This is a genomic window from Shigella sp. FC1967 (assembly GCF_001743005.1).
Taxonomy (GTDB): domain Bacteria; phylum Pseudomonadota; class Gammaproteobacteria; order Enterobacterales; family Enterobacteriaceae; genus Proteus.
In genome coordinates, this window is record NZ_MIIZ01000820.1 from 1 (window position 1) to 16,790 (window position 16,790).

General features: G+C 39.5%; 16 protein-coding genes and 1 pseudogene. 7 read left to right on the forward strand and 10 right to left on the reverse strand.

Annotated elements, in window-relative coordinates; genetic code table 11:
• Nucleotides 1-290 precede the first annotated feature (290 nt).
• Complete coding sequence (locus BHE89_RS13685) at nucleotides 291-551, forward strand: IpaD/SipD/SspD family type III secretion system needle tip protein (RefSeq protein WP_286146138.1); 261 nt, start codon at nucleotides 291-293, stop codon at nucleotides 549-551.
• 103 nt (nucleotides 552-654) lie between these two features.
• On the opposite strand, the gene BHE89_RS13690 is transcribed toward BHE89_RS13685, so the two are convergent.
• The 6 genes from BHE89_RS13690 to BHE89_RS13715 all read right to left on the reverse strand — a co-directional run bounded on the left by BHE89_RS13690 (nucleotide 655) and on the right by BHE89_RS13715 (nucleotide 7,234).
• Complete coding sequence (locus tag BHE89_RS13690; protein WP_069367024.1) at nucleotides 655-2,601, reverse strand: TonB-dependent receptor plug domain-containing protein; 1,947 nt, start codon at nucleotides 2,599-2,601, stop codon at nucleotides 655-657.
• A gap of 156 nt (nucleotides 2,602-2,757) precedes the next feature.
• Complete coding sequence (gene modD / locus BHE89_RS13695) at nucleotides 2,758-3,609, reverse strand: ModD protein (protein ID WP_069366943.1); 852 nt, start codon at nucleotides 3,607-3,609, stop codon at nucleotides 2,758-2,760.
• Nucleotides 3,606-4,430, reverse strand: a complete 825-nt coding sequence (locus BHE89_RS13700) for a class I SAM-dependent methyltransferase (RefSeq protein ID WP_069366942.1) — start codon at nucleotides 4,428-4,430, stop codon at nucleotides 3,606-3,608. Before BHE89_RS13700 ends, modD begins: the two co-directional genes overlap by 4 nt.
• Entirely contained in the window at nucleotides 4,417-5,211 is a 795-nt protein-coding gene (locus BHE89_RS13705) for an ABC transporter ATP-binding protein (RefSeq protein ID WP_069366941.1), read from the reverse strand. Before BHE89_RS13705 ends, BHE89_RS13700 begins: the two co-directional genes overlap by 14 nt.
• The gene (locus tag BHE89_RS13710) at nucleotides 5,208-6,206 is read right to left on the reverse strand and encodes a FecCD family ABC transporter permease (RefSeq protein WP_069366940.1); all 999 of its coding nucleotides are present in this window, start codon (nucleotides 6,204-6,206) and stop codon (nucleotides 5,208-5,210) included. Before BHE89_RS13710 ends, BHE89_RS13705 begins: the two co-directional genes overlap by 4 nt.
• Complete coding sequence (locus BHE89_RS13715; RefSeq protein WP_069366939.1) at nucleotides 6,203-7,234, reverse strand: ABC transporter substrate-binding protein; 1,032 nt, start codon at nucleotides 7,232-7,234, stop codon at nucleotides 6,203-6,205. The genes BHE89_RS13710 and BHE89_RS13715 overlap by 4 nt, the downstream gene beginning before the upstream one ends.
• A gap of 231 nt (nucleotides 7,235-7,465) precedes the next feature.
• Between BHE89_RS13715 and gntR the strand changes: the two genes are divergently transcribed.
• The 6 genes from gntR to BHE89_RS25815 all read left to right on the forward strand — a co-directional run bounded on the left by gntR (nucleotide 7,466) and on the right by BHE89_RS25815 (nucleotide 11,763).
• Nucleotides 7,466-8,461, forward strand: coding sequence for a gluconate operon transcriptional repressor GntR (gene gntR / locus BHE89_RS13720; protein ID WP_069366938.1), 996 nt, complete (start codon nucleotides 7,466-7,468; stop codon nucleotides 8,459-8,461).
• 322 nt (nucleotides 8,462-8,783) lie between these two features.
• On the forward strand, nucleotides 8,784-9,338 hold the full coding sequence (gntK, locus tag BHE89_RS13725; RefSeq protein ID WP_069366937.1) for a gluconokinase: 555 nt from the start codon (nucleotides 8,784-8,786) through the stop codon (nucleotides 9,336-9,338).
• Entirely contained in the window at nucleotides 9,335-10,672 is a 1,338-nt protein-coding gene (gntU, locus tag BHE89_RS13730; protein ID WP_069366936.1) for a gluconate transporter, read from the forward strand. The genes gntK and gntU overlap by 4 nt, the downstream gene beginning before the upstream one ends.
• A 150-nt stretch (nucleotides 10,673-10,822) precedes the next feature.
• The gene (locus tag BHE89_RS25805; RefSeq protein ID WP_286146139.1) at nucleotides 10,823-11,080 is read left to right on the forward strand and encodes a hypothetical protein; all 258 of its coding nucleotides are present in this window, start codon (nucleotides 10,823-10,825) and stop codon (nucleotides 11,078-11,080) included.
• Between the two features lie 16 nt (nucleotides 11,081-11,096).
• Entirely contained in the window at nucleotides 11,097-11,345 is a 249-nt protein-coding gene (locus BHE89_RS25810) for a methyl-accepting chemotaxis protein (RefSeq protein ID WP_286146141.1), read from the forward strand.
• A gap of 25 nt (nucleotides 11,346-11,370) precedes the next feature.
• The gene (locus BHE89_RS25815; protein WP_286146140.1) at nucleotides 11,371-11,763 is read left to right on the forward strand and encodes a CZB domain-containing protein; all 393 of its coding nucleotides are present in this window, start codon (nucleotides 11,371-11,373) and stop codon (nucleotides 11,761-11,763) included.
• Between the two features lie 67 nt (nucleotides 11,764-11,830).
• Here BHE89_RS25815 and BHE89_RS13740 read toward each other — a convergent pair whose 3' ends face one another.
• The 4 genes and pseudogenes from BHE89_RS13740 to BHE89_RS13755 form a co-directional block, all read right to left on the reverse strand.
• On the reverse strand, nucleotides 11,831-13,063 hold the full coding sequence (locus BHE89_RS13740; RefSeq protein WP_069366934.1) for an SGNH/GDSL hydrolase family protein: 1,233 nt from the start codon (nucleotides 13,061-13,063) through the stop codon (nucleotides 11,831-11,833).
• Nucleotides 13,038-14,240 carry an SGNH/GDSL hydrolase family protein gene (locus tag BHE89_RS13745; RefSeq protein WP_069366933.1) on the reverse strand — a complete coding sequence of 401 codons (1,203 nt, stop codon included), beginning with the start codon at nucleotides 14,238-14,240 and terminating at the stop codon, nucleotides 13,038-13,040. The genes BHE89_RS13740 and BHE89_RS13745 overlap by 26 nt, the downstream gene beginning before the upstream one ends.
• Nucleotides 14,227-15,643, reverse strand: a pseudogene (locus BHE89_RS13750) (MBOAT family O-acyltransferase). Before BHE89_RS13750 ends, BHE89_RS13745 begins: the two are co-directional and overlap by 14 nt.
• A gap of 167 nt (nucleotides 15,644-15,810) precedes the next feature.
• The gene (locus BHE89_RS13755; protein WP_069366931.1) at nucleotides 15,811-16,605 is read right to left on the reverse strand and encodes a protein bax; all 795 of its coding nucleotides are present in this window, start codon (nucleotides 16,603-16,605) and stop codon (nucleotides 15,811-15,813) included.
• Nucleotides 16,606-16,790: the final 185 nt, after the last annotated feature.

Genomic DNA, 16,790 nt, shown 5'->3' on the forward strand with positions numbered 1-16,790 from the left:
GATGGATATATAAATATTGACGTTAAGAAATTACTTAATAACTTGAATATGATAAGTGCAAATTATTCAGATAATAATATTCTTAAAATGGATATGTCTTTCAAAAAAAGAGAGTGATGGTCGATATTCCAGAGTGGTTAATGGAGAGAAAATATATTATAAAAATGTTGTTGAAGCAGAGAATGCTTCTTTGGAAGTACTAAAATTATTAAATCAGATTAAAGGTGTAACATCAGAAAGGCAAAATCTTTCATCATCTGTTCAGCCTAATCTGTCTTTTTGGTTTTGATGTGAATATCGATTTGTCGGGAGTGGATAAATTAATAAACTATTTAAAAGCAATGCCTCAAGATCCTCATGATATTTTACAAACAGAATTTGATTTATTGAAAAAAACATTGGATGCTGTCGAAAAACAGGTCAATACGAATCTTGATGAGCTTTCAAAAAAATATAGCACGGCAAATAGTAACTATGATAATTTTGTTAAAATAGTGAGTAGCACTATGGATACATTATTAGAAATGGCAAAAGGATTTTTGCGATTTTAATTTTTTATATTGAGTAATATTATGGACAATAAAATTTATTTTAAGGACAAAAAAGAGCTGATATTAAAATAAAATATCAGCTCTTAAATTTATGATTGATAAATTAGAATTTATATTCAACACCTAACCAATAATTGCGACCATCTTCCATATAACCTTGTGTGTATTCATAAGATTTATCAAACAGGTTGTTTACTGAAGCATTAGCAGAAACACCATAACCAAAATTGTAATCTAAACGAAGGTCAGTTTTAGCATAACCTGCCAGTTTGTTATCTTCATCAATACGGTTATAAGTCCAGCCTTGTGCTTCTTCCATAATGGTAACGCGAACTTGTTCTACTGGAATAAACGTCATCCACATATAGGCTTTATGTTTTGGTAAGCCTTCAATATGTTCGATTTGTTTAGGATCACTGTGGATATAGCTGTAGTTTAAACCAAGCTCTAACCAATCTGTCACATTGCCTTTAGTCCCTAAATCAAGACCCATATAGTTAACGCGTCCACTATTTTGGTTTTGGAAAAATGCGTTACCATCGCGATAAACTGTGTGTGCCATAATCGCATCACTGACACGGTTATAGTAAATGCTAGTTTGGTAGCCCCATTTATCTGTAATGTGTCCTTTGTAGGTTAAATCAAAAGATAATGCACGTTCAGGATCTAAATCAGGATTAATAATCCCTTTTGATCCATCTTTCGGTTTTTCAGTGGTATAACGCTCTTTTTGGGTAGGGAAGCGACTACGATCAGACACAGAGAAGCGGACTGAGTCATCATTGGCTAAAGAATATTTAGCCATCATTTCCCAGTTAAAAGCGGTTTGTTTGTTGTCATTAGCCCCTTTATCGGTGTCAATACTGTCACGCCAGTCATAGCTAATGGCACTCACTAAATCGAGATCATTGGTGACAACCCATTGGTATTCTGTGGCTAAAGACCAGGTTCTGTCTTTATAACGCATCCAATCACCGCCTTTCTCTTTTTGAGCGCGATGAACATCATCTTTCCAATGTGCGGCAAAAGAGAGTTGGTCACTGTCACGTGTATCGATACCTAATTGCAATGCAGCGCCCGTGCTGTAGTCGTCATAGTGACTATAGTCAGGGATACCACCTTTTTTAGGATACATATAGAGGGTGTTTTCGAATTTATCGTGGTATGCACGGCTTTGTAGATTAATACCATCGGTAATTTGAGTGATACCGCTATAGTAATAGCTCTCTTTATTGTAATCTGGCCATGCCCAATATTTAAATTTACCTTTACCTAATGTTGATGGTGGACTATTTTTTTCACCGTTTTGTTTTACATAAGTTAGGGTATATTCGTCAGAAGCGCGTGGCGTCCAACCGACTTTGAGCATCCCTCGTTTATCATCCGTCGCTGAATTATTCCGACGCCCATGAGTCCCTGCTACTGCATTATTTTCATCAGCACCGGGGATTGGTGTAAAGCGTTGTTTTAATTGACTTCCACTAACTTGAATAAAGCCTAAATCATTGCGGGCACCCAAACGAGCACTCATGTTATGTGCATAATCAGCGCCGCGAGCAAAACCTTGAGAATAAGCAATGCTTCCTTCTAATGGTTTTTTCGGTGTCGCCGTAGTGATATTAATTGCACCTCCCATTAAGTTAGGGCCTTGCAGTAATGAGGTATAACCTTTGTTTACTTCAATACTGGCTAGATCGTTAGTGGTAAAACGCGCTAAGTCTAAGTTGCCATCATAAGGAACATACGTTGGAATACCATCAAAGAAGACAGGCACTTGACGGCTATCAAAACCACGCACTTTAATGGTGTATTCATTACGGTTGCCTGATTTTTGCATCACAACACCGGGTAGGGTTGCAATGGCTTGTGCTGCATTCACTTTATTTTGTTCAAGCATCTGCGCTTGCGTTAACACGTCTGGATTGGCAGCAATAGGGCTACTCCAAACGGTTAATAAATCAGGCGTTGATTGACCATAAGTGGTATCAGCGATTGCAATACTTGGCAGTAAAGCAAGAGATAAACAGTAGCATAGAGGTTTTAATTTCATCATTCCAATCTCAATTTTTAATCTATATGTAAATTTTTATATAACGAATGGTGCAAAATAAATGAATAAAATGAGTACTGACAATGTGTTAGCACTCATTTTGTGTATTATTGATAAAATATGTAAATACTCACTTACTTATAATGTATTGTTTTTTTATTTAATTTTGGGATAAAGCCGAACTTTAATATCGGTGGGTGAGGCATAATAGGGTGAAGACGTTACCATTAAGGTGATGCCCGTTTGCGCATATTTCTCGATAGTATTGAGGTTAATGCCCCCTGCCAGCGATAAGTGACAATGAGGCGCAATTTGAGACGCTTCTTGTTGTAACTGTGAAATATCTTTAAGAGAGAATTTATCTAGCTGTAAAATATCAGGTTGTGCTTTTAGCGCTTCTCTCGCTTGTTCAATATCGTCAGCTTCTACAACAATACATTTTTCAGGTGCGGCTTGGCGTAATTGCTTGACATGTTGCGTCCAATTATCCGGCTCTGCTAAAAATCGACGATGATTAGCAAAGAGTAAGATAGTTTCAGAACAACCTTGGCGATGAATAATCCCACCGCCCGCAAGTACTGCTTGGGTTGCCAGTAGTTTGGTATTAGGGATATTTTTACGTGTACACGCTATTTGCCCTTTAGGTTGGTAGCGATGATAGATTTCCAGCATTCTTGCCATATAATCACTCACGCCACAACTCCATTCCAGCACGTTTTGTACTACTTTCCAGCCTTGGTGTAGCGCATCAGCACGACCTTCTGCCGTGATTAAACAATCCTCTTTATCAGCAAAATCACCATCTTGCCGATGTGCAGTGACGACCAACCCTAATTTTTCTAATAAACGGCAACCTAGCGTGATCCCACTGACACAGCCTGCTTCACGGCGTGTAAAGGTCATCGTACCGAGTTGATCACCAATATTGAGCGCTCGGCTAGTGAGATCGCCATATTGGATATCTTCCATCAATAAGTTATCAAGAAAGGCATCAGGATAATAAATCATAGGGTTAGCTCACTTTCAGGGACGACATCCCAAGAAACCATCGCCCAATCACGAGTTGGTGAAATCAGTGAAACACCTTTTTCAAGGCTTTCATGATAGTAATGAGTTAAGCGGACAATTTCGTCTTTATTTAAAGGTCCTACGGAGAAGTTGATGCCTTCGATAAATTGCTCAAGGCTATTGAAATTACTCTGACAGTTACGGCTACGAATATAATCCACTTTAGGGTGAATACCCATTTGGTTCAGCATGTTTACAGCATAAATATACGTGGGAAGCGTAGGAACATTTCGACCCAGTAAGCGAATAATGCGTTGATCAACAAAGGTTGGAGAAACGGTGTGAGTGGTATAAACGCGTAGTTTAGCTTGACGATTAAGCTTTAAGAGTGCAGCTTGTAAATCCATCACTAATGTTGAGCGTGAGGCAACAACGATATCACAATGAGGAAGATCATCCCAACTATCTTCCCATGCACAAGTGATAAATTCAGCGTGGTTAATACCCGCTTGTTTAGCTCTACGTTTAGCGACAGTTAACATACCTGTACTGTAATCAATACCAATGATTTTTTTGAATTTATCTGCTACATGAATGCTGATAGAGCCAGGGCCACAACCCACATCTAATAGGGTTTCAGCACCGGTAAAATCCATCATTTCACGAAATTTTATTAAATAAGGATCGCGAGGGTTGGCACAGGTTTCTGCCATTTTTTCAGCTCGCTTGTCCCAATGTGCTGGCTCTTTCTTGGTTCTTTCAGCCTGTATCATGTGATTTTTATAAAGTTCAGCAAAATCCGTGGTTTCAATTGTGTTCATATTCTTGCCTATATTCATTGTTATTATCCGAGTAGGCGTGAAAATGCGCCTGAATATCTGTGGGTTGTACACCGTAAAGGTGCGCTAAATTATTGGGTGTCAGCAAAATTTCAGGACTATTTTGCAAAACAGGGGTATGAGGTGTCAGTAAAATGACATCATCAGCCAAAGAGGCGGCGTGCTGAGGATGATGTGTAGACATAAAAACACTAATACCCAGTGTTTTTAATGCGTTAACTTGGGTAAGCAGTTTGATTTGATTACCAAAATCAAGGCTTGCGGCTGGCTCATCCATAATCAACAACTTAGGTCGTTGCACCAGTGCACGTGCAATTAAAACCATCTGTTTTTCACCACCACTTAAAGTATCAAAAGTTCGGTGAGCAAGATGAGAAAGCGAGAGCATTTCTAAGGTTTCCATTGCCATGGTTTTATCTTGTGCGCTAGGCATAGAAAAAAAGGAAATATGCGCTCCTCGTCCCATCACGACCATATCGATAACATTGAATGAAAAGGGGATATGTGTAGCTTGAGGAACATATGCTACCATTTTAGCAAGTTCTATTGGTGACCACTTACTTATGTTTTTGCCCGCAATATTAATTTCACCGTCAATACAAGGTATTAGCCCTAACAGCGTTCGCATCAGTGTCGTTTTGCCGCAGCCATTGGCACCTAATAAGCAGATGATTTGCCCTTGTTTAATGTGAAATGAGAGATCTTTAATTAAGGTTTTGCCTTTATAGCCAATAGCGAGCTGCTTTGCATTAGCAATGATCATGAGCCTTTCCTCGTTCTGAGTAATAACATTAAGAAGAATGGCGCACCAATGGCAGACGTTAAAATACCCAATGGAAGTTCAATATTGGCAATTGTACGCGCGAGTGTGTCTGTCATTAACAACATGATAGCTCCCACAAGTAAGGAAACAGGGAGTTGTTGGCTGAAGTTGGCGCCTACTAACAATCTTGCAATATGAGGAACAATTAAGCCGAGCCACCCAATAATACCTGCGATAGAAACGGCACTTGCTGTGATGAGTGTGGCTGACAAAATAAAGACAAGTCGAGTGATTTCGACATTTAAACCTAATGCTCTGGCTTCTTCATCGGAAAGACTGAGTATATTCATACGCCAGCGCAGTAAAATCAGCGGAATAAAGCCCACTAACATTAAAGGCGCCACAGATCGCAAATCAGAGGCAGTAATAGTTGAAAGCCCGCCAAGAAGCCAAAAGGTGATTGAAGGTAACTGAGTATAAGGATCGGCAAGAATTTTCATTAATGAGATTGCCGAACCACATAATGCACTAATGGCAATACCGACCAATACAAGTGAAAGTACGGGATCGTGCTGTTTCGCAAGTCGTGCAATAAAGTAAACGAGGGCAACAGTTGCTAATCCTCCCACAAAGGCGAAAAGTTGGATCGACAACATCGATTGTCCAAGAAAAATACCGAAGACGGCTCCGACACCCGCACCAGACGAAACGCCTAGAATATCTGGTGATACCAATGGATTTCGGAACATACCTTGATAAGCAGCCCCTGCAATTGCTAATCCACCACCTATTAAGATCGCTGCCAGAACACGAGGAAATCTTATTTGCCAAAAGACCGTTTCAGTACGGTTATACTCTGTATTGCCCGTCAACTTATTACTTACCAGCGTCCATAGTTCATTAGATGTAAGTGAATACTTACCACTGGTGAGCGCAATTAACGCAACGATGGCGAATACTATAAATAAAAGCATGATGCGTGCTGATTGACTCATGAATACCTCAGCAATTGCTGGCATCGCTCACTACTTAATGGTGTATGGTAAAAATGCATAAAGTAATTTTGTAGATCTTGAATGGCTTGATTTTCTATTCGAGCATCAAAATGGCTCTGTAAGCGGCGCATTCCCATTAAACGGTTGATACCTGGAGGTCCATCTAGCCAACCGAATGGCAAGCCTTTAAATAACAGCACTTGGTGGTTTTTAACGGCTTGAATGCTTTTCCATACAGGGTGTTGCATTATTTGCTGATAGGCATTTTCATCTTGTGTGATGATAATTTCAGGATCCCACATTAATAGTTGTTCTGGTGAAACATCTGTTAGTCCCTTGAAATTAGGGATATCTACCACATTTTCAAAACCTAAGGTTTCAATGGCTTCAGTATGGATGGAGTTTCTTGCACCCGTTTGCAACCCCTTTGCACCGCGAGCAAGGTAAAAACGTGGGCTTGTTTTTTGTGTAGAAGCAAACAAGGTAGCATCATTAAGATACTGCTCTGCAATGAGCGCTAATGTTTCTGCTTTTTCTGCAACACCTAATAAAGCTCCCGTTTGACGTAATTGAGCGGGACTATCCTTTAATGTGCCATCAATTAATACATAGGGTATACCGGTTTGATCAGAAACACGTTTCGCTAATGAACGATAGGTTTCATCCACATTACCACTATCAATAATGATATCGGGTTCTAACGCTAGTAAAGCCTCTAAAGAGAGTGTACTTCCTCGTCCTGATAAGCGCCCTAAACGGGGTAATTTACGCAGCTCATCTGAAAATAAAGGATTTTTTTCTAAATTAAGTGAGGAGAAACCCAATAGTTTTTCAGGCGCTAATGCGAGTAACAATTGATCAGTCGGAGGTCCAGCACTTATCACGCGATGGATCGTGGTTGATGCGGGAATATGCCCAAATTGTGCTGCAATGCGTGAGGTTATTGCTGCTCTTACCGTGTTCGGAAGTGCTGATAATGTCGCAATGGTTGTGAGGTACGTTAGAAATTGTCGTCTGTGGATCGCCATAAGTTCACACTATTTATTATTTTAGATTGATATCGTTATTTCATTAATTATATAGCGAAGAATACTATCTTTCCTTTGGTTTAAGTCAAGGGATCATCAGTCAAAATCAAATCTAGGCAGACATCTAAAAAACTTTATTCGAAATAGTGTATAACCTAGGGCTATAATCAGCGTTCTTGGAAAATTAAAGTGCGTATTAATACGAGTGTTTTTGGATAGTTGCGATATAAAATGAAGAAAAAACGCCCCTCATTACAGGATGTCGCTTCACGAGTTGGTGTTACCAAAATGACAGTGAGTCGTTTTTTGCGTAACCCCGAACAAGTCTCGGAAGCTTTACGAGAAAAAATTGCGCGTGAATTAGAGAGTCTTAATTATATTCCTAATCGCGCTCCTGATATTTTATCGAATTCGACCAGTCATGCGATTGGGGTATTACTACCTTCTTTAACTAACCAAGTGTTTGCCGAAGTTATTCGAGGCATTGAATCAGTGACCGATAAATACGGTTATCAAACTATGTTAGCGCACTATGGATATCGTGCTGAAAAAGAAGAAGAGCGTCTGCTTTCATTACTCTCTTATAATATCGATGGGCTTATTCTTGCTGAAAGAACGCACACACCAAAAACAATGAAAATGCTAGAGACGGCGGGTATTCCTGTGGTGGAGATCATGGACAGCGTTTCGCCGTGTTTTGATTCGGCAGTAGGATTAGATAACGTTGATGCTTCAGAACAGATGGTCAATGAGATGATCAAACGTGGATGCAAACGTGTTATCTACCTTGGCGCAAGACAGGATGAACGAACCTTAATGCGTTTAAAAGGTTATGAAAAAGCAATGCAAAATGCGGGTTTACCTGTCGGTAATGTGATGACACCAAAAAGCTCATCTTATTCATTAGGGGCTGAATTATTACATGCTGCACGTAAGCAATATCCTGATTTAGATGGACTTTATTGCACTAATGATGATATTGCGATAGGTGCTGTTTTTGAATGTCAGCGTTTAGGTATTGCCGTGCCAGAGGATATTGCAATATCGGGTTTCCACGGACATGATGTGGGGCAAGTGATGACGCCTCGTCTGGCAAGTATCTTTACCCCTCGTGATGAAATGGGGCAACAAGCCGCTGATTTATTGCTTAAACGAATGAAAGGTAAAATTGCGCGAGGTCAAGTGATTGATGTTGGTTTCCGTATTATTACGGGTGAAAGCATTTAAATATATAACTCATTGATATTAATTAAATTAATAATTTTACTAACCCTATTGTTATATGATTAACAATAGGGTTTTTTATTGAGATACCTTCTCTCTTTCCGTGTTATTACGTCCAATATTACAGTGAATAAAAAGAAGTTGATCAGATGTTTTGTTGTCAGTTTGTAGATCATCTTACTTTCATTTGAGAGTCACCTCACATTTTCACTTCTTAGTTGATCTTCGTGGTTGTATTCACCTTACCACTTCGGATATGTTACCCGTAACAGTTACGGGTAACATTACAAAAAAAGACTTAATATCTGCCTTAAAGGAGCATTCTATGAACGATACCCAATCCCTACACCATGTTTTCATCTTAATGGGGGTATCAGGCAGCGGTAAATCTGCGGTCGCAAGTGGTGTTGCACAACGTACAGGTGCAGCATTTTTGGATGGCGATTTTCTCCACCCTCGCTCAAACATTACTAAAATGGCATCAGGCCAGGCTTTAAATGATGCAGATCGTAAACCTTGGCTACACGCATTAAATGATGCTGCGTTTGCGATGCAAAGAACCAATAATATTTCATTAATTGTTTGTTCTGCATTGAAAAAACAATATCGCGATATATTAAGAGAGGGCAATCAATGTCTGCACTTTTTATATTTAAAAGGTGACTATCAGCTAATTGAAAGTCGATTAAAAGCGCGTAAAGGGCACTTCTTTAAACCTCAAATGTTAGTGACTCAATTTGAAACCTTAGAAGAGCCAACAAAGGCTGAAAACGATGTGTATGAAATTGATATTTCAATGCCACTTGATGATGTGATTGAAAGTGTAATTAATAAGATTAATTCAGTCACGCAAGGGACTTTGGAAGGGGAAACGGTATGAGTACATTAACATTGGTGCTAACGGCGGTTGGCTCTGTTTTATTACTGCTCTTTTTTGTTATGTATGCACGTTTACATGCTTTTATCGCATTAATGATTGTTGCTATTGGCGCGGGTATTTTCTCAGGTATGCCTTTGGAGAAAATCACACAAACTATGCAAAACGGCATGGGAGGAACTTTAGGTTTCCTCTCTATCGTTGTCGCGCTAGGTGCAATGTTTGGTAAAATCCTGCACGAAACAGGGGCATTAGACCAAATTGCCGTGCGATTATTAAAATACTTTGGTGAGAAACGTGCTAACTACGCATTAGGTATTGCGGGTTTAATTTGTGCTTTACCTCTGTTTTTTGATGTTGCTGTTGTCTTATTAATTGGTGTTGTATTTGCCGTTGCTCGCCGTACTGGCGGCAATGTGGTGAAAATGGCGATCCCTCTCTTTGCGGGTGTTGCCGGTGCGGCAGCTTTCTTATTGCCGGGACCCACGCCGATGCTGTTAGCTGATCAAATGAATGCAGATTTTGGTTGGATGATCTTAATTGGCTTATGTGCGGCTATTCCGGGCATGTTATTAGCAGGTCCAATCTTCGGTAACTTTATCAGTCGTTATGTCACCTTAGCATTACCAAAAGATTTATCGGAACCGAGTTTAGGTCAGAATAAAATGCCTTCTTTTGGTTTCAGCCTTGCACTTGTGTTATTACCTTTAGTTCTTGTGGGATGTAAAACCATTGGTGCGCGTTTCGTAGAGCAAGGTTCAACGCTGTACAATATCCTTGAATTTGTTGGTCATCCTTTTATTGCTATTCTTGTCGCTTGTTTAGTGGCTATTTACGGCTTGGCAATCCGTCGTGGAATGAGCAAAGAAAAAGTAATGGAGATTTGTTCTGCAGCCATCCAACCTGCGGGGATCATTTTATTGGTGACAGGGGCTGGTGGTGTCTTTAAGCAAGTTTTAGTCGATTCAGGTGTGGGCCCTGCATTAGGGAATGCGTTAATTGGCGCAGGTATGCCAATCGCCGTCGCATGTTTTATTCTGGCAGGTGCAGTACGTGTTATTCAAGGTTCAGCAACGGTTGCTTGTTTAACCACCGTTGGTTTAGTTTTACCTGTTATCAATGAGTTAGGTTACAGTGGTGCTCAAATGGCGGCATTATCAGTATGTATTGCAGGGGGCTCTATTATTCTTAGCCATGTTAATGACTCAGGTTTCTGGTTGTTTGGTAAATTTACGGGTGCGACAGAAGCACAAACCTTAAAAACATGGTCATTAATGGAAACTATTCTTGGTACAACAGGTGCTGTGATTGGTATGATTTTCTTCTCTTTTCTTTGATCTCTAATCTTTGTGTTTCAATTATTAGCGCGTCTTTTGACGCGCTTTTTTTCATTGCTATAAATGACTATCAAATATGACAGAAAATGCTGCACATTTCGTTAACCTATAGGTTTCTTTATTAAGTGGGCTCATTTAGGACTATCATATATGGTTGACTATAATTCGCTTTTTATTAAACACACGGATTGTAATATTCATACAATCACGCTTATACGTGATTCGATTTTAGCATCAAGTAATAAGCTACAAGATAAGCTGAATTTACTCGATGAGATGGAACATCTCTTCAGTAGAATGTTAGATAATTCTCGCTTATTAACTCAATTTTTGAATGAGGTTGATACGCATTTTACGCATAATCGAGAAGAGATAGAAAATTTCTCTGGTTGGCTAAAAAAAAATTAAAGAGAGCGCCAGTAATATTGATAGGCTTTCCAGTCAGGCGAATCTTTTATCAATAAATTCAGCGATTGAAGCAGGGCATATAGGACGAGAAGGTGCTGGATTTTCAGTATTAGCCCAAGAAATGAAAAAGTTATCATTAGAAATCCAGAAACAAGCTTCTTCTATTGCTAGCATTAATAATAATTTAGGCGCTCGCTTTATTCCTGTTAAAGAAACCACGGAAAAAAAACCAAGAACAGGTTCAACAAATAAAAATTCAAGTTGAAGAAGGGCATCAAAATTTAACCTCATTGTCAGAGCAAGCAAGCGAGCTCAAACATATTTTTACCTTTATTTCGATGCAGCAATTTTTTAATACCGTCAAACTCGATCATGTTTTATGGAAAGAAGCTATTTATATCCATTTATTAAATAAAGATGATGAGCACTGCGTTAATCAGCACACTGAATGTCGATTAGGGAAATGGTATTACCAAGGTGATGGACGGAAATTTGCAGGTACAGAGGCTTTTCGTCGCTTAGAAGAGCCACATAAATTAGTCCATGAATGTGGACGCTTAGCATTAAGCGCCAATATAAATGGTGATCAAGAAGCCGTAACGCAATATATAGAAGGAATGGAACAAGCCAGTGTTGATGTTATCAAATATATTGATGCTTTATTAAACTCCGTGACTTACTAACTCAATTAGATAAATAAAAATCAAAAAGGAGCGATAAGCTCCTTTTTTGTGTGTTGAACAGCGTGGATCAGCCTTTGTTTATTAACGTGTTCAATTGACTATAAAGTGTATTGGCGCTGCTTTCGTAACCTTCGCGAGAAAGATGAACACCATCTGGTCTTGCTAAATCATACAATGCCCATACTTTTATTGAGCATTCGCCACCCATATAATTACGCCAATCCCAGAAAAGGGTTTTCTCTTGTTGGGCGACTTCTTTTTGAATTCTGACAATATCACTTAGCCATTGGGGTTGTTGTGAACGGCAATCAAGCGCTTCTTTATTTTTGACTGAATCAGAAGGGCCAATTAATAAAATGGCACTATTCGGCGCTTGCTGGCGAATTTGGCGAATTTTATCCGTAAGCTGTTGACGGTAGGCAACTAAATCAAAGGTATCATTAAAGGCTTCGTTTGTGCCATAAGCCAAAATCACCATATCAGGATGTAATTGCCCTAACGTTTCAGTCCACTGTTCTCCCCATTTATCCATCATATTGATCGTGGCACCGTTAATGCCTAATGAAGAAAGCATTACGCCGGGCTGTTGATTGGTGATCAACCAACCGCCTAATTTAACAGGTTGGTTTTTGTTAACGGTAATGTTAACAGGGAATGTTATGGCTGTTGGGTTTGAAAACTGCCATTTACCTTGCGTTTGCGATAGTGACAGTATTTTGCTTGTCGATGACTGTACATTCACTTGCGCTGTTGTTGGCGTTTTATAAAGTGCTTGTAACTGATAGCGCTGTTGAGTGACTGGATTTTCATATAACTGTAATTTTGCCCATTTTGCTTGAGGTTCACTAATAAAACCCCCTAATGGGAAATCAGGATCGCTATCTTTTCTGCTTGAAAGCAGTGTCCATGCTTTTTTATCACTCTGGTATTGTACGTTTGCAATACGCTGACCGGCGATATTTGTCGGAGGAATAAAACCAATACCACCATTACCATAATCAGTCTGAAAACGTTCACGCAACTTACCACTGAAAAAATCAGCCGCAGTATGGGAATCTCCTAACTGAACAATATGTACAGTTTGGCGACCTTGCTGTAATTTTTTAACAAAATCCGCAAAGTGAGGATCATGATAGTTATAAAGCTGTCTTGAACCATCAGCGGGTAAGACTGTTGGTGTAGGTAGCTTGACTGTTTTTTCAGTATCTTGGTTACAAGCAACTAAGAGTGAAACTAAAGCCAGTATGATTGAACTACTGACTAACGTTTTACGCTTAAGGATGTGCGCTAAGTGTTTCATTTACAATAACCGTGTTTTTATCTTTTACATCATCGACTGCATTATCTTCTTTAATTTCTTCTTGAAGATGAATACGTGAGAATACGTGTTGGGCAATAATTTGCTGACCTTTTAAGCTAAAATGAATGCCATCACCCGCTCTTAACTTAACACGACTGCTACCATCACCCATATAATCAGAATAAATATCTTTTTCGTATTTAAACATATCATTGACGGATAGATAAATTTCACCCATTTTCTCAGCTTCTTCACGGTAAAGTTTATCAAGATATGCCATACCTTCGGATAACTTCTGCTTGCGCATATTCGGTGGTCCAACCCAAATAACCGTGACATTATTTTGTCGGGCATTTTCTATAATGCTTGCAATACGCGTACGGTAGACGGATTCCCATGCTTCACTCGCAAATTTTAAGTAACGTCCTCCGCCATCAGGCGGCATATCCCAAGGATCGTTAGGACCCAAAAAGACCACTAATAATTTAATGGCATCGTCACTGGCTAAACGTGTCGCAATGGTTTGTGGCCAATTGAAAAAACGTGGATAGGCAAGTCCTGTACTTTGTTTACTTAAATCGATGCTACTGATGTTGTAATCCGTTTGTAGTTGACGTTTAAGTAAAGGTGCAACACCTTGCATCATTGAATCGCCCGCAAATAACACTTTATCTTTTGGGGATAAGGTAATTTCTGTTTTGGGGACAATCGGTTTTAAAGCCTCTAATGCGGCATCCGATACATCCGTAACCGAATGGTAAGGTAACCCACTCATTGCTTGCTTACGCGCTAATAATTGAGGAAAGCGTTGTGTTAATTGTGATGCTGGTCGTGTATAACCGTTAAAGAAGTGTAGACCGACAGCAAAGCCTTCAGGAAGTTGCTCAGGCACTGCGCTTTGTACGATGGGTTTTGCTTGATTATCAGGGTGGTGAACCCGTAGATAATCACCATAGCTTTCTACCGCAATGAAGACACCATCACGTAGTTGCCCACCCACTTGCCAAGCATAATAGTGAGAAAGCCCAGACCAAGGTGCAGGGCGATGATATTGTTGTTGCCAAAAACGCTCTAGTGATGTTTGGTTCAGCCAAATCAGAAAGAGGGTGCTAAATAGCACCATTAAGGCAACTTTTGCTGTCTTTTTTAAGTTTGAGCAGAAATCAAAAGCTGGCATAAATAAATCCTGGCACCCCATCTGGAGACAACATGAAAATAATCGTGAGGATCAACGCAAGTGGTAGCGGATAAACATACCACGGCACTTTTTTCTCAAGACGAGCCACAATATCCTTTAATGTCACAAAGCAAGGATAAAGTAAGAAAAGTCCCCAGAACATAAAGAGGGTTAAGCCTTCTGTTTGTAATGATGCCCAAGCACCTGTACTAAAGAGTTGCTGTATTAAGACTAAAGCATCTCCCACCGTTTGACTGCGGAAAAAGATCCACGCAAAACAAACAAAGTGGAACGTGATTATCCATGACAACAACATATTTAATGACGATAGTGCACTCGGAGGGGCATTTTTCTTCGCAGGAAAGAGGCGGTGCTTAATATTCAATAACACCACACCAATCCCGTGAATAGCTCCCCAAATAATAAAAGTCATTGCTGCACCGTGCCATAATCCAGAAATTACCATTGCGGCAAAGGCATTAAAGTTCTGTCGAATCACACCTTTACGATTACCCCCTAAAGGAATATAGACGTAATCACGAATAAAGGTAGATAAACTAATGTGCCAGCGACGCCAGAAATCGGCTAAGTTTATCGCTAAATAAGGCGCATTAAAGTTACGAGGTACAACAAAGCCCAATAATAAGGCAATACCAGTAACAAGATTGGTGTAACCTGAGAAGTTGAAATAGATATGCCATGCATAGGCATAAACAGCTGTTAGCACTTGTCCACTTTGCGCTAAATCGGGGGCATTAAATACCGGATCGACATAGTTTGTTGAGAACCAACCACTTAACCAAAAGAGTTTTGCGATAGCTAAAACAATTAGCATTATCGCCCCTTTATAATCAATGATTTTACGTGTCGGTGCCTGAATTTGCGGGAGAAACTCTTTCGCGCGATTAATCGGACCTGCAACAATGCTTGGGAAAAAGCACAAGTAAAGAACGACATCCAAAAAGGGCGCTTTAGGGATCTCTTTTCGGCAAACAGAAACGACATAACTGACTGAATGGAAAATATAGAAAGAGAGCCCTAATGGCGCAAGCAACTCAATAAGAGGTAACTCAATACTGAGTCCCCATTGCTGGAATGCTTGTGTCAGTGTTTCTTGGAAAAATGAATAATATTTAAAGGCAGTAAAATAGACCGCAACGAGTAGTCCTAATAGCCAGTATATGACTTTAGAGGATGTGTACTTAGTTAATATATTCGCCAGTAAATAAATAAAGAGCGTATAACTTAATAAGATTATCGCAGGACGATAGTCCGCATAAAAAAGAAAAGCATAACTTACTGTAATCAGTAGGATATTTTGGATCTTGACGTGCTTTTGAAAGAGCCAGTATAGAATAAAAAAAACTAACAAAGGCTCCGAGAAACTCGAATGAAAAAAAAATTCATAAAGGGCTCTAAGGGTGTGATTTAAAAGTCATACCAAACGTGTTACCCCATATATTATGAATTCTAAGCAGGCTTTCAATCAAAAGATTATCTTGTGATAAATAAAAGCCACTTTTCTCTAGAAAGAAAAGTGGCTTTTTGTCAGATGAAAGCTTGTTAAAGCTTAACTATCTTGTTTCGACTGTAACTGAACTTGAGTGATCAGTTTTTTGTTTGAGTCGAACATTTCGGTCAGGTAATCGTTATAACTTGAACCCAATTCTGAGTAACCTTTCAAGTCAGTGATTAACTGGCGAGAGTCGAGTTGTTGCTGCGTCATTCTTTGCTGTGCTCGTGAGGAGCGCAATGAATTATAGGCGCGGTGCGTATTGAGATTACGCATATAAGCAATCACTGAGCCTTCAATATCCGGGTAGGCTGCATAGCCTTTGGTTTTCCCTGGAATATTATTGCAAGACTGACTCCCACATCGCATACCGAATAGATTATTATTTTGTTGTGCCAACTTCGATGTTCCCCAGCCAGATTCCGTTGCTGCTTGCGTTGCGACAAAGTGTGTCGGAATAATGTCAACGCGAGTTAATAACGAATCCCAATTTACTTTTTTCGGGCTGGTACATGTAACGCCATAGTATTGACAAATTTCACGCAATTTTTTCAAATCTGCGCTACCCCAGTGCTGGGCTTTACGTTGAGCAGTTAACCACTCACGATCTCTCAAAATCTTATTATTAACATTGTCAATAATAGGAACTATGACATTTAAAAACGCTTTCTTACGCTGTGTTCCCGAAGGGTATTTTTTCAAATCTGGCAACGGTGTTGACGTGCTTTTGAAAGAATACGCCTGCAGCATCTGGGAACTGCCGGTACTGGTTGAAGCAAAGCTTACACCAGTAAAGAGTAGTGAAATCAAGAAAGCGAAGACGGCACTTGTCCTCATCAATTGAGAGGGCATTGCTTCTCCTCGTTTAACTGGATAAAAATCGAACGAATACTAGCAAATTACTTTTTCCATATCTACAAATTATCACCTCACATTAGGATAACTACGAGTAACTTGTTAAATAAATGTATAAGTTTTACTGGAAAGCCTCGTTTTATAATTGCTTTTTTCCTTTAACAAAAAGTGCTTTTTTGTCA

Coding starts and splice junctions, on each gene's coding strand:
- BHE89_RS25805 (WP_286146139.1), top strand. CDS start 10,823: ATGGTTGACTATAATTCGCTTTTTATTAAACACACGGATTGTAATATT.
- BHE89_RS13700 (WP_069366942.1), bottom strand. CDS start 4,430: ATGAACACAATTGAAACCACGGATTTTGCTGAACTTTATAAAAATCAC.
- BHE89_RS13715 (WP_069366939.1), bottom strand. CDS start 7,234: ATGGCGATCCACAGACGACAATTTCTAACGTACCTCACAACCATTGCG.
- gntK (WP_069366937.1), top strand. CDS start 8,784: ATGAACGATACCCAATCCCTACACCATGTTTTCATCTTAATGGGGGTA.
- BHE89_RS13755 (WP_069366931.1), bottom strand. CDS start 16,605: ATGCCCTCTCAATTGATGAGGACAAGTGCCGTCTTCGCTTTCTTGATT.
- BHE89_RS13745 (WP_069366933.1), bottom strand. CDS start 14,240: ATGCCAGCTTTTGATTTCTGCTCAAACTTAAAAAAGACAGCAAAAGTT.
- BHE89_RS13690 (WP_069367024.1), bottom strand. CDS start 2,601: ATGAAATTAAAACCTCTATGCTACTGTTTATCTCTTGCTTTACTGCCA.
- BHE89_RS13740 (WP_069366934.1), bottom strand. CDS start 13,063: ATGAAACACTTAGCGCACATCCTTAAGCGTAAAACGTTAGTCAGTAGT.
- modD (WP_069366943.1), bottom strand. CDS start 3,609: ATGATTTATTATCCTGATGCCTTTCTTGATAACTTATTGATGGAAGAT.
- gntR (WP_069366938.1), top strand. CDS start 7,466: ATGAAGAAAAAACGCCCCTCATTACAGGATGTCGCTTCACGAGTTGGT.
- BHE89_RS13710 (WP_069366940.1), bottom strand. CDS start 6,206: ATGAGTCAATCAGCACGCATCATGCTTTTATTTATAGTATTCGCCATC.
- BHE89_RS13705 (WP_069366941.1), bottom strand. CDS start 5,211: ATGATCATTGCTAATGCAAAGCAGCTCGCTATTGGCTATAAAGGCAAA.
- gntU (WP_069366936.1), top strand. CDS start 9,335: ATGAGTACATTAACATTGGTGCTAACGGCGGTTGGCTCTGTTTTATTA.